This is a genomic window from Salinispora sp. H7-4 (assembly GCF_013416675.1).
GTDB classification, from domain to species: Bacteria; Actinomycetota; Actinomycetes; order Mycobacteriales; family Micromonosporaceae; genus Micromonospora; species Micromonospora vitiensis.
This window is the reverse complement of the sequence record NZ_JABZED010000004.1, coordinates 103,244-121,980: the sequence shown is the minus strand read 5'-3', so window position 1 is coordinate 121,980 and position 18,737 is coordinate 103,244. Positions and strand designations below refer to the sequence as shown.

The 18,737-nt window shown below is 71.9% G+C and carries 20 protein-coding genes; 11 read left to right on the top strand and 9 right to left on the bottom strand.

Annotated features, from left to right (window positions below; genetic code table 11):
* Position 1: 1 nt before the first annotated feature.
* Both cbiQ and H0524_RS05755 read left to right on the top strand, forming a co-directional pair.
* Positions 2 to 742 (top strand): cobalt ECF transporter T component CbiQ, encoded by a 741-nt coding sequence (gene cbiQ / locus H0524_RS05760; protein WP_180197801.1) that lies wholly within the window; start codon positions 2 to 4, stop codon positions 740 to 742.
* Complete coding sequence (locus tag H0524_RS05755; RefSeq protein WP_180197718.1) at positions 739 to 1,635, top strand: energy-coupling factor ABC transporter ATP-binding protein; 897 nt, start codon at positions 739 to 741, stop codon at positions 1,633 to 1,635. Before cbiQ ends, H0524_RS05755 begins: the two co-directional genes overlap by 4 nt.
* Before the next feature lie 133 nt (positions 1,636 to 1,768).
* Here the strand turns inward: H0524_RS05755 and H0524_RS05750 are convergent, their stop codons facing one another.
* The 6 genes from H0524_RS05750 to H0524_RS05725 all read right to left on the bottom strand — a co-directional run bounded on the left by H0524_RS05750 (position 1,769) and on the right by H0524_RS05725 (position 7,089).
* A complete protein-coding gene (locus H0524_RS05750) occupies positions 1,769 to 2,374 on the bottom strand; it encodes a copper resistance CopC family protein (RefSeq protein ID WP_180197717.1) in 606 nt (201 codons plus the stop codon).
* A gap of 16 nt (positions 2,375 to 2,390) precedes the next feature.
* On the bottom strand, positions 2,391 to 3,620 hold the full coding sequence (locus H0524_RS05745) for a Dyp-type peroxidase (protein WP_180197716.1): 1,230 nt from the start codon (positions 3,618 to 3,620) through the stop codon (positions 2,391 to 2,393).
* Positions 3,617 to 4,204 (bottom strand): copper chaperone PCu(A)C, encoded by a 588-nt coding sequence (locus H0524_RS05740; RefSeq protein ID WP_018724701.1) that lies wholly within the window; start codon positions 4,202 to 4,204, stop codon positions 3,617 to 3,619. Before H0524_RS05740 ends, H0524_RS05745 begins: the two co-directional genes overlap by 4 nt.
* A 98-nt stretch (positions 4,205 to 4,302) precedes the next feature.
* Positions 4,303 to 5,082 (bottom strand): zf-HC2 domain-containing protein, encoded by a 780-nt coding sequence (locus tag H0524_RS05735; protein ID WP_180197715.1) that lies wholly within the window; start codon positions 5,080 to 5,082, stop codon positions 4,303 to 4,305.
* A gap of 55 nt (positions 5,083 to 5,137) precedes the next feature.
* The gene (locus H0524_RS05730) at positions 5,138 to 5,698 is read right to left on the bottom strand and encodes a sigma-70 family RNA polymerase sigma factor (protein WP_180197714.1); all 561 of its coding nucleotides are present in this window, start codon (positions 5,696 to 5,698) and stop codon (positions 5,138 to 5,140) included.
* Between the two features lie 143 nt (positions 5,699 to 5,841).
* Positions 5,842 to 7,089 (bottom strand): MalY/PatB family protein, encoded by a 1,248-nt coding sequence (locus tag H0524_RS05725; protein ID WP_180197713.1) that lies wholly within the window; start codon positions 7,087 to 7,089, stop codon positions 5,842 to 5,844.
* Positions 7,090 to 7,210: 121 nt separating this feature from the next.
* Between H0524_RS05725 and H0524_RS05720 the strand changes: the two genes are divergently transcribed.
* From H0524_RS05720 to H0524_RS05695, 6 genes are all read left to right on the top strand, one after another.
* Complete coding sequence (locus H0524_RS05720) at positions 7,211 to 7,468, top strand: hypothetical protein (protein ID WP_018724705.1); 258 nt, start codon at positions 7,211 to 7,213, stop codon at positions 7,466 to 7,468.
* Between the two features lie 113 nt (positions 7,469 to 7,581).
* A complete protein-coding gene (locus H0524_RS05715; RefSeq protein WP_180197712.1) occupies positions 7,582 to 8,490 on the top strand; it encodes an ABC transporter ATP-binding protein in 909 nt (302 codons plus the stop codon).
* Positions 8,490 to 10,148, top strand: coding sequence for an ABC transporter permease (locus tag H0524_RS05710; RefSeq protein WP_180197711.1), 1,659 nt, complete (start codon positions 8,490 to 8,492; stop codon positions 10,146 to 10,148). Before H0524_RS05715 ends, H0524_RS05710 begins: the two co-directional genes overlap by 1 nt.
* 92 nt (positions 10,149 to 10,240) lie before the next feature.
* Positions 10,241 to 11,122: a hypothetical protein gene (locus tag H0524_RS05705; protein WP_180197710.1), complete on the top strand. Its 882-nt coding sequence runs from the start codon at positions 10,241 to 10,243 to the stop codon at positions 11,120 to 11,122.
* A gap of 75 nt (positions 11,123 to 11,197) precedes the next feature.
* Entirely contained in the window at positions 11,198 to 12,088 is an 891-nt protein-coding gene (locus H0524_RS05700; protein ID WP_018724709.1) for a bile acid:sodium symporter family protein, read from the top strand.
* A gap of 26 nt (positions 12,089 to 12,114) precedes the next feature.
* Positions 12,115 to 12,705 (top strand): TetR/AcrR family transcriptional regulator, encoded by a 591-nt coding sequence (locus tag H0524_RS05695; protein WP_018724710.1) that lies wholly within the window; start codon positions 12,115 to 12,117, stop codon positions 12,703 to 12,705.
* A 29-nt stretch (positions 12,706 to 12,734) separates the two neighbouring features.
* On the opposite strand, the gene H0524_RS05690 is transcribed toward H0524_RS05695, so the two are convergent.
* Together H0524_RS05690 and H0524_RS05685 are read right to left on the bottom strand one after the other, a co-directional pair.
* A complete protein-coding gene (locus H0524_RS05690; RefSeq protein WP_180197709.1) occupies positions 12,735 to 13,310 on the bottom strand; it encodes a flavoprotein in 576 nt (191 codons plus the stop codon).
* The gene (locus H0524_RS05685) at positions 13,307 to 14,644 is read right to left on the bottom strand and encodes a hypothetical protein (RefSeq protein WP_180197708.1); all 1,338 of its coding nucleotides are present in this window, start codon (positions 14,642 to 14,644) and stop codon (positions 13,307 to 13,309) included. Before H0524_RS05685 ends, H0524_RS05690 begins: the two co-directional genes overlap by 4 nt.
* A 375-nt stretch (positions 14,645 to 15,019) precedes the next feature.
* Here H0524_RS05685 and amcA point away from each other — a divergent pair, with 375 nt between their 5' ends.
* Complete coding sequence (amcA, locus tag H0524_RS25260; protein WP_309225019.1) at positions 15,020 to 15,229, top strand: multiple cyclophane-containing RiPP AmcA; 210 nt, start codon at positions 15,020 to 15,022, stop codon at positions 15,227 to 15,229.
* Complete coding sequence (locus tag H0524_RS05680) at positions 15,226 to 15,534, top strand: hypothetical protein (RefSeq protein ID WP_180197707.1); 309 nt, start codon at positions 15,226 to 15,228, stop codon at positions 15,532 to 15,534. Before amcA ends, H0524_RS05680 begins: the two co-directional genes overlap by 4 nt.
* 32 nt (positions 15,535 to 15,566) lie before the next feature.
* On the opposite strand, the gene H0524_RS05675 is transcribed toward H0524_RS05680, so the two are convergent.
* Positions 15,567 to 17,129 carry an FAD-binding oxidoreductase gene (locus H0524_RS05675; RefSeq protein WP_180197706.1) on the bottom strand — a complete coding sequence of 521 codons (1,563 nt, stop codon included), beginning with the start codon at positions 17,127 to 17,129 and terminating at the stop codon, positions 15,567 to 15,569.
* A gap of 49 nt (positions 17,130 to 17,178) precedes the next feature.
* On the opposite strand from H0524_RS05675, the gene H0524_RS05670 reads away from it, so the two are divergent.
* Positions 17,179 to 18,705 (top strand): glycerol-3-phosphate dehydrogenase/oxidase, encoded by a 1,527-nt coding sequence (locus H0524_RS05670; protein ID WP_180197705.1) that lies wholly within the window; start codon positions 17,179 to 17,181, stop codon positions 18,703 to 18,705.
* Positions 18,706 to 18,737: the final 32 nt, after the last annotated feature.

The window sequence follows — 18,737 nt, the reverse complement described above, 5'->3', positions numbered from 1 at the left end:
CGTGTTCGCCCTCGACATCGCGGCGCACACCGGTCCCTGGCGAGGTCGGCACCCCGCCGAGAAGGCGCTGCTCGCGCTCGGGCTGCTGGTCTGTGCGGTGGCCCTGCCCACCTGGCCCGCCGCGTTCCTGTCCGGTGGTGCGGCGGCGGTGCTGCTGGCCGCCGCACGGGTGCCACTGGTCGTGGTGCTGCGGGCGGCCCGGGTGCCGCTGCTCTTCGTGGCCACGTCGACCGTCCCGTTGCTCGTGTCGATGCCGGCTCCGGCCCGACTGGCCATCGACCCCGCCGGCGTGCCGCTGGCGGTACAGACCGCGGGCCGGTCCGTGGCGGCGTTGACCTGCCTGCTGCTGTTCACCGCCACCACACCGTTGTCGGATGTCCTGCCACGACTGCACCGGCTGGGGATCCCCCCGGCGGTCACCGAGGTTGCCGCGCTGACGTACCGGATGCTCTTCCTGCTGGTGGAGAGCGTGCATGCGGTCCGACAGGCGCAGGCGGCCCGGCTTGGCTTCCGTACCTGGCGGACCGCCTACCGGTCGCTGGCCGGACAGGCGGGGGCGGTGTTCGTCCGGGCGTTGCACCGAGCGCGGCGGCTGGAGGAGGGACTGGCGGTGCGGGGCTACACCGGTTCACTCGCCGTGCAGGTGGCGGCCCACCGGGTATCGGTGCCGTTCGTCGCGGCGACCACGGCGTTGCTCGGCGCGATTGTCATGGTCAGCACCGGATTGGTGTCCCCTTGGTGAACGCCTCGCTGCTGGAGTTCGATGAGGTGGGCTTCGCCTACCAGCCGGGTCGGTCGATCCTGGCCGGGGTCAATCTTCGGATCGACCCTGGTCAGCGGCTGGCCGTACTGGGCCCGAACGGCGGCGGCAAGACGACGCTGTTCCGACTGGCGGCCGGCGCGCTGCGGCCCGCCACGGGCCAGATCGCCGTCGCCGGCACCCGGGTGCGACACACCCGGGCCGGCCTACGGGAGCTGCGGCAGCAGGTGCAACTGGTGGTGCAGGACCCGGACGACCAGCTCTTCTCCGCCAACGTCCGGCAGGATGTCTCCTTCGGGCCGGTCAACCTGGGGCTCCCGGCCGCGCAGGTGCGGCGGCGCTGTGACGCGGCACTGGCGGCGCTCGGTGTGTCGGCGATCGCCGAGCGACCCACCCATCTGCTCTCCTACGGCCAGCGCAAGCGGGTGGCCATCGCCGGTGCGGTCGCGATGCACCCGCGGCTGCTCATTCTCGACGAACCGACCGCCGGGCTCGACCCGGCCGGGGTGGAAGCACTGCTGCGCACCCTGGACGACCTGCACACGGCGGGTACGACGGTGGTGCTCTCCACTCACGATGTCGACCTCGCCTTCCGCTGGGCGGACGCGGTGGCGGTGGTCTCCGGCGGTGGCGTGCGGACCGTAGCCAGGGCGGACGGCCTTGCCAATGAGGGCCTGCTCGCGGCGGCACACCTGGTGCCGGCGTGGGCGCCGCTGGTGCACCGGCTCCTGGATCGGATTCCGGAGCTGGCGGGGGCTCGTCCGCGGGCGGTGACCGAACTCGCCGAGCTGCTCAACGATGCCGAGCTGCTCAACGATGCCGAGCTGCTCAACGATGCCGAGCTGCTCAACGAGGCTGTGCCGGATGACCGGTGATCGCCGCAACCCGCTGCGTGGCGTGGCCGGGGCAGCGGTCCCGCCGCCCGGCCGTGGCAACGGCGCTGATCCCGCTGGGACAGCGGCGCCAACGGGTGCCGGGCCGTGCTCGGCACCCGTTGGCACCCGTTGGTCAGGCTGTGCCGCGTCGGCGGCGCAAGAGCACCAGGCCGCCGGCCACCAGGACCAACAGGATCCCGCCGCCGATCGCCGCCGTGCCGATCCCGCTGCCGCCGCCGTCGTTGTCGGTCGCCGCCACCGGGCTGGCCGCCGCAGGCTCCGTCGGCGGTGTGGTGGGCTCGGCCGTGGGGGACGACTCCGCCGGCGTCTGAGCTGGCGCCTCGACCCCAGCGGGGTCGGCGACGGTGAACGCGTACGAACCCTGGACCGGGTGCCCGTCGGCGGAGACGACCCGGTACGCCACGGTGTAGGTGCCGTTCGCGAGAGTTCCGTCGATGCTGATCGTGCCCTTTGCCCCGGTGACCACGGGTTCACCGGTGGGGACCTTCTGCTCCGCGGCGTCGGAGAGGACGATGGTGGTGAACGCCGGATCCAGCTTCTGGAGGAACTCCAGGGTGATCTCGGCCGGCGCCTTGTCCAGCTCGGCGTTCTTGGCCGGTGTGGTGGTCTTCAGGGAATTGTGCGCGGCAGCCGGCGCGGCCGGTACGAGCAGCAGCGCGGCGGCGGCGAGGACGGCGGCGAGGAAGCCGGCGGGTCTCGGGCGGGTGTTGGTCCGCATGGTTCTCCTGTCGAGGTCAGCCGAGCAGTTGCTGGCCGATCCAGCCGCCTTCGGAGCAGCCGGGTGGGATCGCGAAGACGGCGGAGCCGATCGGGGTGGTCCACTCGTTGAGTAGGTCCCGCTCGGCCAGCCGTCGTTGGATGGGTAGGAACTGCTGGGTGATGTCGGCCTGGTATGAGGCGAAGATCAGGCCGCTGTCCGCAGTACCGTCGGCGCTGGGCACGCCGTCGTAATTGTAGGGGCGGCGCAGAATCCGGAGCCGGTCCTCGGTGACGTGGGAGCGGGTCAGGTGCGAGAAGTCCGGGATGACGGTGAGCCCGCCCGACCCGAGGGCGTCGAAGTCGGGCTCGTCGTGTTCGTCCGTGCCGGTCAGCGGCGCGCCGGTGTCGAGCCGGCGGCCGACGGACAACTCCCGGTCGGTGCGGCCGAGGAGGTCCCACGTCTCCAGGTTCATGCTGATTCGCCGGACGACCAGGGTGGTGCTGTCGCGTAGCCAGGCCGGCCCGTCCGGTACCCACACCGCGGTATCCAGGGGAGTGCCCGGCTTCGGGTTGGCGGTGCCGTCGAGTTGGCCGAAGAGGTTGCGTTGGGTGCGCCCCGGCTCGGCCCCGGCCGCGCGCCGGAAGCCTTGCTGAACCCAGGCGACGGTGGCGAAGGGGCGGCTGTCTTTCACCAGCACCCGCTGGGCATGCGCGACGGTCAGCGGGTCGTCGGCGCAGATCTGCAGCAGCAGGTCCCCGCCGGACCAGCGGGGGGAGAGCCGGTCGATGCGGAACGCCGGGAGGGCGGCCACCGATGGTGGCCGCCGCTCGTCGACGTTGGCCGCCTGGTAGAAACCGGGGCCGAAGCCGAAGGTCACCGTCAGCCGGGCCGGCAGCAGCCCGAGCTCCGGCTCGGTGTCGGCCAGGGCGGGACGGCCCTGGGTGAGGCGGGCGGCGTCGTCGGAGAGCAGTCGCAGCATCCGTCCCAGCGCCTCCCGGTCCGTCTCCGGTCGGAGGGCGAGCGCGACGAACGCCGCGTGTGCCTGCGGCTCGGTGGCGACCCCCGCCTGGCGGGTCCCGTGGAACGGTTCGACGGCGAGCCCGATCTCCGCCACCGGCGCCAGCTCGGCGGGGCGGGTCGCGGGGCCGTCCGAGGAGCCAACGGCGGTGACCGCCACGGTGGCGCCGAGCGCGCCACCGGCGGCCAGGGCGCCGCCCGCGAGTAGACCGCGCCGACTCACCGCGCGGGGGCCGCTCCCAGTCACGACGCTGCGCTGGGGCTCATGGACATATCCGGCATACTGTGCTCGGGGTCGTAGCTCTCCTCCGCGCCGGTGAACGGCTTCGCCACCGCGGTGAAGGACTGGGTCCGACCGTCGGCGAAGGTGAGGGTGAAGGTCAGCTCATCCCCGGCCCGCACCGGCTGCTGCAGATCCAGCATCATGAGGTGGTCGCCGCCGGGCTCGAGCATGTGGCTGCTCTTCGCCTTGATCACGATGCCGCCCTCCTTGGCCTGCATGACCATCTCCCCATCCTTCATGGCCATCTCATGCAGCTCCATCGGCGACACCTCGGTGCTGACGCCGGTCAGGGTCACGTCGGCGTCGCTCTCGTTCACCAGGGTGGCGAACGCCGCGGTCATCCCCTTGTCGGCGGCCTTCACCCACGGGTCGTTGACCCCGACCACGTCGGCGGGGGCATCCGCCGCCGGAGCGGTCGTCCCCGACGGGGTTGGGTTGGTCGCCGACGAGTCGCCGGAGGAGCCACAACCGGCCATGGCGGCGGTCAGCAGGGCAGCGGCGACCAGGGCGGCCGGGCGTAGGCGCCGACCGGTGACGTTGCTTGGCATGTAGGACCTCTCTGAGTTCGGTGTCGACTGTTGGTCGGTTCGGCAGGGCGGGAAAGTTCCCGGTGATTCGGTTAGCAACATCACCGGTATCGGGACGCTCAGGCCGCCGCGTTGTCCCGATGGCACGCCGTACCCGGAACCGGCGGGGACACGAGCCGCAGACCCGGCGCGGGCGGCTCATCCTCGGCCTGGATGCGCCAGCGGGGACGATCAGCGCGAAGGCCGGTGGGCGGGCCGTCCGGGCGTAGGCCCGGCCGGGACATGGCCACGACGATCGCATAGCCAACGAAGAGGAACCCGTGACTGACCAGCCGGGCGGTCTCCACCCGGCCGGTCATCAGGTCGTTGACCGACAGGAGTACCAGTGTGCCGACGAAGGCGCTCAACATGGGCAGCAGCCCGGTTGGTGGGGTGCGGCGGGCGGCCACGAACAGGAACCCGGCACCGACGGCGATGTTCCACGCCGCTGCCTCGTGCCACAGGTGGCCCGAGGCCAGCGGTCCGCCGGCGTGAATGTGCGGGCCTGCCGCCGCCTGACCGACCTGGGTCAGACCCAGCAGGACCTGCAGCGCCCCGGTCAGCCCGAGTGCTGCGCGCAGGGCGATCACCAGCCGCTGCCGCCCCGGCGGCCGCGTCGTTGACCCGGCCGGGGCTGCCGGGGCCGTTGCGGGAAGTGCGGCCAGGACCGCATCGGTGAGGTCGGGGCCGATCACGCTGACCGACAGCCGGGCCCGGCGGGTGATCGCCGCCGCCTGGTCGAACCACGTCCGGCACCCACTGCAGCTGGCCAGGTGGGAGTCGGCTGCCGCCCGCTCAGCCGGGGTCTCCTCCCCGTCCAACTGCGCCGACAACACCTCGCGCCACTGCTCACACCCCATGTACCGGTAGTCGGACCGGTGCCGGCGTTGGTTCCCGTGCGGGACGGGAAGGTCTTCAACCGGTTGCGGTGTGCCCGGCCGACCTGCTGGAGCGGGCCTGTAGGGCGACAACCAGGTCTTCCCGAGCCCGGGACACCCGGGACCTGATCGTCCCGACCGGGCAGCCGCACACCTGTGCGGCCTCCGCGTAGGAGAGGCCGAGAACCTGGGTGACGACGAATGCCTCCCGGCGGTCGGTCGGCAGCGCCGCGATGATCTGTTCCAGGGCGACCTGCCGGTCGAAGCTGCTCTCGTCGGCGTCGGTGATGTCGTGGGAGTCGGTCATCGGGACCGTCCGCGGCCGGGACGTGGCGGTCCGCACGTGGTCCACCGCGACCCGCCGGGCGATGCTGAACAACCAGGTACGCGCGGAGGAGCGGCCGGCGAATGAGGGAAGCGACCGCAGCGCGCGTAGGTAGGTCTCCTGCGTCAGGTCGTCCGCCTCGGCTGGGGAGATCAGGGCGGCCAGGAAGCGCCGTACCTGCTGCTGGGTGGCCCGGATGAAGGCGGCGGCGGCCCTCTGGTCACCGCGCCCTGCCTGGAGAGCCCACGAGGTGACATCGGTGTCGTCGGTCACGGTGGGTACCTCCGGTCGCCGTTCGGAGCGAACGACGGGCACAAATGCCCGTACGGGACGGCTGAGCATTGTGCTGAACGGTAGCGTACGACGTTCCCGGCACGCCGGTCTCTCGCCGGTTCGGGGCCGCCAACTGTTGTGGATCACTTCGCGGCGGTGGTTCCCACCTCCCGGACGGCCCGGCCCATCCGGGTGACGGCGTCGGTGAGGATGCCGGGGGAGGCGGCGAAGTTCAGCCGGACCCAGCCCGCGCCACCGGTGCCGAAGGCGTGCCCGGAGCTGAGGGCCACCCGCGCGTGTTCCAGGAACAGCTGGGCCGGCCCGGCGCTGTCCTCGCCGGGTGCGCTGTCGGGTTGGGCACTGTGCGGGCCGAGATGCCGGCAGTCCAGCCAGGCCAGGTAGGTGCCTTCGGGGCGGTGGTAGCCGACGGTGGGCAGGTGCTCGGCCAGCAGCGCCTCCAACCGGGCGCGGTTGGCGTGGAGTCCGTCGAGGAGGTGATCGAGCCACTCCCCGCCGGCTCGGAGGGCGGCCGTCTGCGCGACCACACCCAGGTGGCTCGGCCCGTGGCTGACCTCTTCCGGCATCCGGGCCAGCTCGGCCCCGGCGCGTGGTCCCGCGATCGCGAGTGCCGCCTTCAAACCGGCGAGGTTCCATGCCTTGGAGCCGGAGGTTACCGCGAAGGCATCCTGGGTGCCGGTCACGGTCAGGTACGGGGTGACGTCTGCCCCCGGCAGCGCCAGCGGAGCGTGGATCTCGTCGGAGATCACCCGTACGCCGTGCCGGTTGGCCAGCTCGGCGACGGCCTCGAGTTCCGTGCGGCGATGTACCACCCCGGTGGGGTTGTGCGGGTTGCACAGCAGGAAGGCCGGCCGGTTGCTGCGGGCCCGGGCCCGCCGGAAGGCCTCGTCGAGGGCGGCGAGATCGATCCGTAGGTCGGCCCCGAGCGGGGCCTCGACGACCTGCCGTCCGGCGTGCCGGGCGAACGCGTAGAAGGGCGGGTAGACGGGGGAGCAGACCACCACGGCGTCGCCGGGGTCGGTCACCAGCCGGAGCACCTCGACGATGCCCAGCATCACGTCGGCTACCACCGCGGTTCGGCCGGGGGAGAAGTCGGTCCAGCCCCAGCGTTCGGCGGCGAACTTGCCGAACGCCTCCGCGTACCCCGTGGGGTGGGCGTAGCCGGTGTCGCCGAGCGCGATGGCGCGCTGTAGCGCGTCGGCGACGGCGGGGGCGAGGGGGACGTCCATCTCCGCCACCCAGAGCGGAAGCACGTCCGGGGCGTACCTGCCCCACTTCACACTGGTACGTCGCCGCAGCTGTTCCAGCGTGAGCTGGGTGAGCGGGTTCGGTGCGGCGGTGGGGTGATCGTCGGAGGGTGCGGAGCGGGACATCCGCCCACCCTAGGGCGTCCCGGCGGCGGCCGGACTCGCGGCACTGGTCGTTGGCGCTGGACCGGACGCCTCGGCCCGGTACGTGCTTGCCCAACATTGAACGACTGTTTAATCTATCGGGGTGGCATCCGACGGCGGCGTTGTCGAGACTCGGGTTGGTGGCTTCGGCACCACGGGTCCGCGCCGCGGTGCCACCGGGACCGCATCGGGCCCGCACCGCGGTGCCACCGGTATCACGGCGCCGGTCCTCGCGCGTTTCACCCAGGGGCTGCACGTCGACCGCTCAATGCTGGATGACTATCTGATGTACGTCCCGGACCCGCCTGCGGTGGGCGACGCAGCAGGCACTGCGTACCGGCTGTCACGCCCCTCGGCGTGAATCTTCTCCGCGGCGGCTCACCGACTCTTTGTGGCTCCGCGTGACCGACGACATCGGACCAACCCCGGGGCTCAACCCTGCCCGGGGTCCTCCCTCGAACGAGGTCTACCACCATGACCACGGCAATCGATATTCAACACATCGACAAGCACTTCGGCCGTATCAAGGCACTGGACGGTCTCGACCTGCGGGTCGAGACCGGTACCGTGCACGGCTTCCTCGGCCCCAACGGTGCCGGCAAGTCCACCACCATCCGGATCCTGCTGGGGCTGCTCCGCGCCGACCGCGGCCGGGTCCGGCTCCTCGACGGCGACCCGTGGGCCGACGCGGTGCGACTGCACCGCCGGCTCGCCTACGTCCCCGGCGACGTGGAGCTCTGGCCCAACCTGACCGGCGGTGAAGCGATCGACCTCTTCGCCCGCCTGCGCGGCGGGACCGACCCGGTTCGCCGCGACGAGCTGTGCCAACGCTTCGACCTCGATCCGCGCAAGAAGGGGCGGACCTACTCGAAGGGCAACCGGCAGAAGGTCGCCCTGATCGCGGCGCTGGCCAGCGACGTGGACCTGCTGCTGCTCGACGAGCCGACGGCCGGGCTGGACCCGCTGATGGAGGCGGTGTTTCAGGAGTGCATCCGGGAGGCCTGCGCGGCCGGCCGGACCGTTCTGCTCTCCAGCCACATCCTTGCCCAGGTCGAGGTGTTGGCCGACCAGATCTCGATCATCCGACAGGGCCGGATCGTCGAGACCGGCTCCCTGACCGACCTGCGTCACCTGACCCGGACCTCCGTGGACGCGATCGTCGACAGCCCGGCCGCCTCGCTCGCCACCCTGGCCGGCGTACACGGGCTGCAGGACATCGACGGCCACGTCCGCTTCGAGGTTGACGGCGAGCACCTCGCCGTCGTCGTCCGGCGGTTGGGCGACCTCGGCGTACGCGGGCTGACCGTCCGGCCGCCGACCCTGGAACAGCTGCTGCTGCGGCACTACGGCGATGAGTCGGCCCGCCACGGGGCGGTGGCGTGATGGCCACCGTGATGGTGAACCGTCCGGTGCTCGCCGCGCCCGGTCAGGGCGGCGGCCCGGTCACCGGGACCGGCACGCTGCTGCGGTTCATGCTGCGCCGGGACCGGATCCGCCTCCCGGCGTGGACCCTCGGCCTGGCGCTGCTGATGGGATACTTCGCGACCGCGCTGGAGACCTTCGTCGAGAGCCCAGCGGATCTGGAAGGGCTGACCGCCTTCTCCGGCAGCCCGGCCGGTGCGCTCTTCGGCGGCCCGGGATTCGGCTTCGACGACCTGACCATCGAGCGTTTCCTCGCCGGTCAGTACGGCCTCTACGTGGCCATCGGCGCGGGCCTGATGGGGCTGTTGACCGTCGTACGGCACACCCGCGCCGAGGAGCGCTCCGGTCGGGCCGAGCTGATCCGCGCCAGCGTGGTCGGCCGGCACGCCCAGCTCACCGCCGTGCTGGTGCTCGCCGCCACGATGGCGGCGGTCGTAGCCATCCTGATCGGTGGCCTGATGGCCAGCCGGGGGTACGACCTCGGGGGGTCGTTGCTGTTCGGTGCCTCGGTCGGTGCGGTGGCGCTGGTATTCGCCGGGGTCGCGGCGGTCACCGCCCAACTGTCGGAGTATCCGCGGGCCGCCTCCGGCACCGCCGGTGCCCTGCTCGGAGCCGCGTTCGTGCTGCGCGGGCTGGGTGACATGGCGGCGGTGCAGGGCGGCGGCGCGTCCTGGCTGTCCTGGCTGTCACCGGTCGGCTGGTCCCAGCAGACCGCGCCGTACGTGCACGACCGCTGGTGGCCACTGGTGATCTCGCTGGCCTTCGCGGTGACCGCCGCGGTCGCCGGGTACGCGCTCTCCGCCCGCCGGGACTTCGGTGCCGGGCTCGTGCCGCCCCGCCCGGGGCCGGCCCGGGCGGCGGCCTGGCTGGACGGGCCGCTCGCGTTCGCGTTCCGGCTGCACCGGGCCAGTCTGATCGGGTGGAGCCTCGGACTGCTCGCCGCCGGTCTCGCCTACGGCTCGTTCACCCAGCCACTGCTCGACGGGTTCACCGATGCACCCGAGGACATGGTCGCCATCATGGGCGGTGCGGAGAACCTGCTGGACGGCTACCTCGGCACCATGGGGCTCACCATGGCCCTCGCCGTCGGGGTCTACGCGGTGCTTGCCATGCAGACCCTGCGCTCCGAAGAGAGCGAGGGGCGGGCCGAGTCGGTCCTCGCGACGGCCGTCAGCCGGTCGGCCTGGATCGGCAGCCACCTCGCGGTGACGGCGGTCGGCGTACCGTGGCTGTTGCTGGTCGCCGGCACCGGCATGGGGGTCGGGGCGGCGGTGAGCACCGGCGACGCCGGGTCCTTCGGTGGCCTGCTGCTCGGCCACGTGGCGCACACTCCGGCGGTCTGGCTGCTCCTCGCCGCCGCCGCGGTGCTCTATGCGGTGGCGCCGCGGGTGCTGCCGCTGATCTGGGTGGTGCTCGGCTACGGGCTGATCGTCGGGTACTTCGCCCCGATCCTCGAGATTCCCGCCGGCGCCGTGCGGCTGTCCCCCTTCGCGCACGTCGGCGAACATCCGTTGGAGGAGGTCAGTGCGGTCGCGGTCCTGGTACTGACCGTGCTTGCCGCGGTGACCGCCCAGGCGGCTCGCCTGGTGTTCCGGCGGGACGTGGTCGGTCGAACCTGACCGGATTGTCGAGCCTGACCGCGTTTCTGTGGGGCGGCGAGGGATCGTCGCCCCACGGGAACCTTCCGGCGCCCGGCCACGTCTGATCCGACATGACCAATAGTCGACTCCGTTGGACGGCGCCCGCCGTGTCGCTGCTCCTGCTCGTCACCGCCTGCGGCCCGCAGGGTGAGGCGGCCAACGCGGACGATCCCGGCCAGCCGGAGGCGCCGCACCCCGCTGACGCGGTGGTGTTCCAGATGACCGCCATCGGTGGGTTCGGGATGCCGTCGGCGCTGGCCAGCCGCATCCCGTCCCTCAGCGTCTACGGTGACGGACGGGTGATCAGTGAGGGCCCCACGATCCTGATCTACCCGGGGCCCGCGCTGCCCAACCTCCAGCTGCACCCGATCGCCCCCGAAGACGTGTCGACGCTGCTGGAGTCAGCGCGGGCCGCCGGCCTGGACGGCGCGGTGGACTTCGGCACTCCGGCGATCGCCGACGCCCCGACAACCCGATTCACGGTACGCGGCGCGAACGGCACCGAGCAGATCGACGTCCCGGCCCTCACCGAGGCGAGCGCCGACGCGCCCGGCCTCACCGCCGACCAGCGGGCGGCCCGGACGCAGCTGCGGGCGTTCGTCGCGTCGCTCACCAGCGATTCGGGTCTGCTGGCGCCGACCAAGGCGGACAGCGCGAAACCCTACGTGCCCACCGTGGTCGCGGGTGTCGTGGAACCGTTCAGCGACGCGGAGGGCCTCGGCCAGCCCGAGGTGGCCTGGCCCGGGCCGACGCTGCCCGGCGAGCCCCTCGGTGCCGACACCGGGCCGGGCTGTGTGACCGTAACCGGAGCTGAGCTGCAGACGCTGCTCGCGACGGCGGCGGAGACCACCGTGGCGGCGCCGTGGACCTCGGACGGCAAGAGCTGGACGGTGCAGCTGCGACCGTTGCTGCCGGATGAGACGAGCTGCGGGGATCTCGTGGTCAACGGCTGACGCGGGTCCAGGCCGGGCAACGCGAGCCACCCGGGGGATTGCGGAGGCGAACGCGAGGGTTGATCATGTGCTGCCATGGACTCGGCATTGACCCTGATCGGATTGCCCGTCGCGCTCGGCATCATCATGCTCGGCCTGGGCCTCGGGCTGACCGTGGCGGACTTTCGGCGGGTGGCCCGTTATCCGAAAGCTGCCCTCATCGCCCTGGTGTGTCAGGTGCTGGTGCTGCCGGCGCTCTGCTTCGGGCTGGTGCTCGCCTTCGACCTGGCCCCGGAACTTGCCCTCGGGATGATGCTGCTGGCCGCGTCCCCCGGGGGTACCACGGCCAACCTCTTCAGCCACCTGTTCGGCGGGCACGTCGCCCTCAATATCACCCTGACCGCCATCAACTCGGTGCTGGCAGTGGTCACCCTGCCGATCGTGGTCAACCTCTCGGCGGCGTACTTCCTCGCCGACAGCGGGGGCCTGGGTCTGCAGTTCGACAAGGTGCTGCAGGTCTTCGCCATCGTGCTCATCCCGGTCGCGATCGGCATGCTGATCCGGGCCCGGGCGCCCCACGCCGCCGTACGCCTGGACCGGCCGGTCCGGGTCCTGTCGGTCGTGGTGCTCGTCGCGGTGGTCGTCGGCACGGTGCTGAACGAACGGGAGAACCTCGCCGACTACTTCGTCTCGGTCGGCCTGGTGGTGTTGGCGTTCAACGTGCTCAGCCTCGCTGTCGGCTACGGGGTGCCCCGGCTGGCCGGGGTTGACCGGGGCGCCGCGACCGCGTCCGGATTCGAGATCGGCATCCACAACAGCACCCTGGCGATCACCGTCGCGCTCAGCCCGGCGTTGCTCGACAACACCCGGATGGCCGTACCCGGTGCGGTCTACGGCATCGTCATGTTCTTCACCGCCGCGGCCTTCGGCTTTCTGGTGACCCGTACCGGGGCCCGGTCGGAGGGGCCGGTTGGCCGGAATCCGTAGCAGCGGGGGGATGGTAGACATGCGGCGTGGTGGAGCGGAGTAGGACCGGTGAGCGTGGCATCGAGGACGCGGTTCTGGACGCCGCCCGTGACTGCGTCCTGGCCTACGGCGTACGTCGCACGACCGTGACCGACGTGGCGCGTCGGGCCGGGGTCTCCCGGATGACCGTCTACCGGCGCTGGCCGGACGCGCAGTCGCTGATCGGCGATCTGATGACCCGGGAGTGGCAGCAGGTGCTGCTGGCCACGACCGACGAGGGTACGGGACACGCTCGATCCCGCCTGGTCGAGCGGGTGGTGGCGGGAGCACGGGTGATGCGCGAGCACCCGCTGCTGTGCAAGATCCGCGATGTCGATCCGGAGGTGCTGATCCCGTACCTCCTCGACCGGCGCGGCGCGGGCCAGGAGGAGATGCTGCGGTTCCTGGTGGACGCCGTCGCCCACGGCCGGGCCGACGGCTCGGTCCGGCCCGGCGAGGCCGAGACCATGGCCCGGGTTGTCCTGCTGACCACGCAGTCCTTCGTGCTCTCCGCTCGGATCGTCGCCGACGGTCTTCCCGCCGCCAGCCTGGACCGGGAACTGGCCCGGTTGGTGGACGGCTACCTGCGGCCAGACTAGAACTCATCCACGCTGATCTCCTGCATGTCTCAGAGGTGGCCGGTGGCAGGCGGTCGAGGTTCGTGGGCGAGCCGCACCGCTGTCGTGAACGCTGTTGTCCAGGGGAAGGCTTGCTGCCGCTCGTTGCCGCTGCCGGGCGGGTGCGGTTCCCATTGGTCGTCGGGGCCGAGTAGGACGTGTACCCCCTCGTCGCGGAGGCTGGCCACGGCGTGCCGGAACGGCGCCCGGGCGGCGAGGGCGGCGTTGACGAACGGGACGATGACGGTCGGTACCTGCCTGCCGATCAGCTCGGCGACTGAGGTCATGGCGTAGTTGTCCGCTAGACCGAGGGCGATCTTGTTGATCGAGTTGTAGGTCGCGGGGGCGATGACCAGGGCGTCGGTGGCAGGAAGCGACCGGCGGGTGCCGGGTGGCGATTGGTGGGTCGACCGGACCGGACCGCCGGTGAGGCTTTCGAGTGGCTGCGACTCGATGAAGTTCATCGCGCTCGGTGTGGCGGTGACCGTGGCTGTCCAGGATCGGCCCTGTGCGGCCTTGACCAGCTGGGCTGCGTTGGTCGCCGGGCCGGCGCCACAGACGACGATCTGGAGGTGACCGCCGATCACAGCGCGATCCCGGCGCTCTGGGCGAAGTCGACAGCGGCGGTGCGGGTGGAGCCGGTGGCGAGAATGGCGAGGTCGCTGGCGACGCGGTGGACGTTCGGCCGGCAGCGGATCTCCTCGGGTGCCACCTCGTACGCGTTGCGCAGCGCGTTGAGGCCGTGTTCGTAGCGGCCCCACTGGGTGTAGGCGCGTGCAACGTCTACGTACAGAGATGCCCGGCGTTCTACCAGCGTCACCTTGTCGAGAGGAACGGTGCGGGCGACCGCGATGGCGGTGCCGGCATCGCCGAGGGCCAGCGCGATGTTGACCTGGTGGAGCAGGACATTGGCGGCGCCGAAACCGGTCCACCGATCGTTGCCGTCGTAGCCGAGGCGGGTCGCGGCGCGGGTCGCTCCATCGAGCATCGCGTAGGCGGTGTCCCGGTCGTCTCGGCGGGCGGCGGCGATGGCCCCTCGAAGGACGAGGGCACCGTAGACGGCCACCGCATCGGTCGACGCGAGGCGGGTGTCCCGGTCGAGTGAGTCGGCCGCTTTCGCGGCGAGGGTGACTGCCTGGTCGTCGTGGCCGTTGCCCATCAGCGCATGGGTCATGATCCGGGCGCTCGCGGCAATCGCCACCGGGTCCTGGCTCAGGGCAGCGGCGCGGGTACTCCGTTCGGCTGCTACCAGGGCCGGCCCGCGGTCGCCCACTTTCAGCAGGACGCTGCCGACGACGTGGTACAGGTCAGCTGCTAGGACCTCGACGCGTTGCCGTTGCTCACCCGTCGCGCCTGACCGCACCGCTTCGAGGCAGGGCAATAGCATCACGAGTCGGTCGAGTACCCGTTCGTACCGGCATGCCTGATAGTCGACCTTGGCGGCGGCGACGGATCGGGAGAACTGCGGAAAGGTGAGAGCCGCATCCGCTGCGGGAGCGGGCGAGAAGAACGCGTCGAGCAACGGAGCGACGTTGGGCGTGGCAGCGACGCCGATCGCTACTCCGCGTAGGAGGGCTCTCCGTCGCACGTCACCCCCCGAATCCGAGTCGCGGTCTCCGCCATCGCCAGTATCCGCATGCCCGCCGGCACCCGGCCGTGCGGCACCCGCAGCTGTACCGCTGGTGCCCACCGTACGCAGGGCCTCGAAGCGTTCCCGTGCCTCAGGTGTGGCTCGGGACAGCACGGTGTCGAGCGCGGCCTGCATGTCGGCGCGGGGAAGCACCTTGTCGCCCTGGCTGCTCCACTTGGCCACGGTCCGCCGCGCCGCGCCGAGGTGCTCGGCGAACCCGGTCATGCTCATCCGTAACGCCTGTCGCAGCGCGTTGGCGTCCCGGCCGGTCCAAGTCGTCACCGTCGTCATCGCATGTCCTTCCGGAACGGACAGTCATCGGTGGAGGTGATGCTAGCCGCACATGGGGTGACGGTAGGTGCACCGCGGGTGCATCGCCGAGACATTCCGGCCGTGCGCCGACTGGGGCCAGCCTGGTTGTGCCGACGCAACCGATCCAAGCGGTGCGCCGGTGGGCCAGCGGCAACCTTACGGCAGGGAGATCCAGATGGACGTGTCGATCGGTGACAGGTCGGAATGGGACCCAAACCACCGGCGAGGGCTTGTGCCGGGCACTCCGTCGACCGCACGGGTGATTCCCCATTCGCGTACCGCCAGCAGGGCTGCGTGGGTGGGTGACCGGCGGTCTGCTCCCAGCCGCCGGCCGACGGCGGTGGGCTTGCCAGCATGCGGGCAAGCCCACCGCGCACCCGCGTCCTCTGGACGCCGGCGATGACGACGTATGTGTCTCGGTACGCTGCGACCGGCGAACTGGGAGCAGACCGCATAGCGCCGATCGCGGCATCGACGCGGCCGTGCTCGGCTGATCCGCCACTGCTGACGCACGTGTGGCGGATCGTGTTTGAGCGTCAGGCGCGGGACAGCGAGCCGCGATGAGCAGGCATGGCGTGCCTCCTGTTGCGGTCGGACCGAAGATGCCGTCGGAACATCTGCCGCTGCGTCCGTTCTGGCTGTGCCGTCGATGCGGGCAGCCGTGGCCCTGCGGCGCGGCGAAGCTTGCGCTCCTGGCTGAGTATCGAGAAGTGCCGGTGAGCCTGTTCCTCTACCTGGCTGGCTGCCTGCACGACGCGATCGACGACCTGCACCGGCTCAACCCGAGCGTCATGGGCAGCGCCGCCGACCTGTTCGACCGGTTCCTCGGCTGGCCTGCCCGAGTGGCGTGCCCACCCCGCGCTGAATAGCCAGCTCGGCCCAGCACCGCGCTGGGGTACGGCTACGGCACCAGGATGCCGGGGTTGAGGATACCGGCCGGGTCCAGCTGCCGCTTGACCGTGCGGAGCAGGTCAACGGCGAGCTCCCCGATCTCGGCCGCGTACCAGTCGCGGTGATCGGTGCCGACTCCGTGATGGTGGGTGATGGTGCCCCCGGCGCGGGCGATCGCGTCGCTGGCCGCCGCCTTCGCGGTGCGCCACCGGTCGATCGGATCGGAGCCGGGGGAGCAGATCACGGTGAAGTACAGCGAGGCGCCGGTCTCGTAGACGTGGGAGACGTGCGCCAGCACCAGCGCGCCCCCCGGCAGCGCGTCCAGGATCGCCGCCCGGACCCGCTCGTGCACCTCGGGCAGCCGAGACCAGTACGCCGCGGTCTCCAGGGTCTCCGCGAAGGCCCCCGCGTCCAGCAGCGCGTCGCGCAGGTACGGGGCGTCGAAGCGGTGCCGCAGCCACTGCCGTCCCGGCTCGGCGCCCAGCGGTTGGCCGCCCTGCGCGGTCAGAACCGCGGCGGCCGCCTCGGCGGTGGCATGAACCTGCTCGCCCTCGTACCCGACGACCAGTAGGCAGCCCCCGTCGGACTGGCCCTGGCCGCTCGCCCCGATCAGGGTTTCGACCTCGTCGGAGAGCCGCAGCACCGTGGCCTGCGGCCCCTCCTGCGCGAGCCTCCGGACAGCGTGTAGCCCGGCGGGGAAGGAGTCGAACCGCCAGCCCTCGTAGTGGGTCTGCGCCGGGATCGGTCGTACCCGCACGGTGACGTCGGTGATGACGCCCAGCGTTCCTTCGCTGCCCAGGAAGAGCTGTCGCAGGTCGGGGCCGGCGGCCGAAGCGGGGGCGCGTCCCACCCGGATGGTGCCGCGGGGGGTGGCGACGGTCAGGGCGGTCACCAGGTCGTCGAAGCGGCCGTACCCGGTTGATGCCTGCCCGCAGGAGCGGGTGGCGGCAAAGCCACCGATGGTGGCGTATTCATAGGACTGGGGAACGTGGCCGAGGGTGAGTCCGTGTTCGGCGAGCAACTCCGCGGCGCGGGGGGTGGGGAGTCCCGCCTGGAGGGTCGCGGTGCGGGAGACAGCGTCAACGGCGAGGACCCCGTCCAACCGGCTCAGGTCGATCGTGACGTGGGCCGGCGCGGTAGGTGTCAGTCCGCCGACGACCGAGGTGCCACCACCGAAGGGGACCACGGCCACCTGGTGCTGGGAGCACAGTTCGAGTAGGGCGAGGACCTCGGCGTGGTCTGCCGGGCGGACCACCGCCTGCGGGGCGTGGTGGAGTCGGCCCAGACGCCGCCGTAGTAGGTCGGGTGTGGATAGACCGGTGGCGTGGCGGGCTCGGATCGGCCGGGAGGTCAGCACGTGCTCGGTGCCGACGGCCTCCCGGAGGGCGGCCAGGATCGCGCCGCCGGGTTCGGCTGCGGGCATCGCGACGTCGGGCAGGGGTACGGCTGGGGGCGCGGGGGTCAGCTCGAGTAGCTGCGCCAGGAGCTCCGACGCGGATTCCGGTAGGGGCTGTGCTCCCGAGGCCGCCCCCCAGCGGGTCCATCGGTCGGCGTCTTCCCCAGCATCATTCACGTGTGACACAGTGACATTCAGTGTCACTTTTCCGCAAGGGGGTGTGCGCGTGGACGCCACGCTGACCGGGCCGCGCCGGGACCGGGAACTCGCCGAGTTGGCCGGTGGCGCCGGCGTCGACCTCCTCGTCGTCGGGCTCGGCGTCACCGGCGCGGGCGTGGCGCTGGACGCGGCCAGCCGCGGCCTCTCCGTGGCGGCCGTCGAAGCCCAGGACCTGGCCCACGGCACGTCCCGCTGGAGCTCCAAGCTGGTCCACGGTGGACTGCGCTACCTCGCCCACGGTCAGGTTCGCATCGCGTACGAGAGTGCGGTCGAACGTCACGTCCTGATGACCCGCACCGCCCCGCACCTGATCCGGGCACTGCCGATGTTGCTACCCACCACCGACTACACCGCCGGTTGGCGGGACCGGGCCGCGACGGTTGGGCTCCGCGTCGGCGACCTGCTCCGCGTCAGCGCGGGAACCAACCGCCGGACCCTGCCGGGAACCCGACGGCTCGGCCCGGCCGAGGCGGGCGCGATGGCACCGGGGTTGCGTCGGGTCGGCCTCCGCGGCGCCCGGTTGTCCTGGGACGGCCAGCTCTGCGACGACGCCCGGCTCGTGGTCGGCCTGGCCCGTGCGGCGGCGGCGCGTTCCGCCCGCATCCTGCCCCGCGCCCGGGTGGTCGCCCTGCACGGCGACGGCGCCACCGTCGAGGACACCCGCACCGGGGAGACGCTGCACATCGCTGCCCGCGCCGTGATCAACGCCACCGGGGTCTGGGCAAGTAGCCTGACTCCGCACGTGCGCCTGCGGCCCTCCCGCGGCACCCACCTCGTACTGCCCGCCGCGGCGCTCGATGGGCTCTGGGCCGGTCTGACCATCCCGGTCCCCGGCGAGTTCACCCGCTACGTCCTCGTGCTGCCCCAGCCCGATGGACTGGTCTACGTCGGGCTGACCGACGAGCCGCTGGCTGGGCCCATCCCGGACGTACCGGAGCCCACCGAGACCGACATCGCGTTCCTGCTCGACGTGCTCAACGGCGTCCTCGACCGGCCACTACACCGCGGCGACGTCCTCGGTGCCTACGCCGGGCTCCGGCCGCTGCTCGCCGACGCCGCCGACCGTACCGCCGATCTTTCCCGGCAGCACGCCGTCATCGACGACCCGGACGGGATCATCAGCGTTGTCGGCGGAAAGCTCACCACCTATCGGCGGATGGCCGAGGACGCGGTGGACACCGCGGTGCATCGTCGGAACCTGACCGCCGGTGTCTGCCGTACTCGCCGTCTCCCGCTCCCGGGCGCCGCGAGCCCCGCCCACCTGGCCCGGGTCCCGGCCCCCCGGCGGCTGGTCGCCCGCTACGGTGTCGAGGCGGTCAATGTCCTGGCCGAGGCGCCGGCGCATCTGCACCGGCCGATCGGCGCAGAGATCCCGGTCACCGGCGCCGAGCTACTCTGGGCCGCCCGGCACGAACTCGCCCGTACCGTTGATGATCTGTTGGACCGGCGAACCCGCCTCGGTCTCGTTCCTGCCTACCGGGACGCGGCGTTGCCCGTGGCGGGTGAGGTCCTTGAGCTCGCCGCGACCCGGTGACCCGGTGTCGTACGCCGGCTCGCCGCCGGGTC

Coding starts and splice junctions, on each gene's coding strand:
- H0524_RS05750 (WP_180197717.1), bottom strand. CDS start 2,374: ATGCGGACCAACACCCGCCCGAGACCCGCCGGCTTCCTCGCCGCCGTC.
- H0524_RS05740 (WP_018724701.1), bottom strand. CDS start 4,204: ATGCCAAGCAACGTCACCGGTCGGCGCCTACGCCCGGCCGCCCTGGTC.
- H0524_RS05735 (WP_180197715.1), bottom strand. CDS start 5,082: ATGGGGTGTGAGCAGTGGCGCGAGGTGTTGTCGGCGCAGTTGGACGGG.
- H0524_RS05725 (WP_180197713.1), bottom strand. CDS start 7,089: ATGTCCCGCTCCGCACCCTCCGACGATCACCCCACCGCCGCACCGAAC.
- H0524_RS05715 (WP_180197712.1), top strand. CDS start 7,582: ATGACCACGGCAATCGATATTCAACACATCGACAAGCACTTCGGCCGT.
- H0524_RS05710 (WP_180197711.1), top strand. CDS start 8,490: ATGGCCACCGTGATGGTGAACCGTCCGGTGCTCGCCGCGCCCGGTCAG.
- H0524_RS05705 (WP_180197710.1), top strand. CDS start 10,241: ATGACCAATAGTCGACTCCGTTGGACGGCGCCCGCCGTGTCGCTGCTC.
- H0524_RS05700 (WP_018724709.1), top strand. CDS start 11,198: ATGGACTCGGCATTGACCCTGATCGGATTGCCCGTCGCGCTCGGCATC.
- H0524_RS05685 (WP_180197708.1), bottom strand. CDS start 14,644: ATGACGACGGTGACGACTTGGACCGGCCGGGACGCCAACGCGCTGCGA.
- amcA (WP_309225019.1), top strand. CDS start 15,020: ATGCGGGCAAGCCCACCGCGCACCCGCGTCCTCTGGACGCCGGCGATG.
- H0524_RS05680 (WP_180197707.1), top strand. CDS start 15,226: ATGAGCAGGCATGGCGTGCCTCCTGTTGCGGTCGGACCGAAGATGCCG.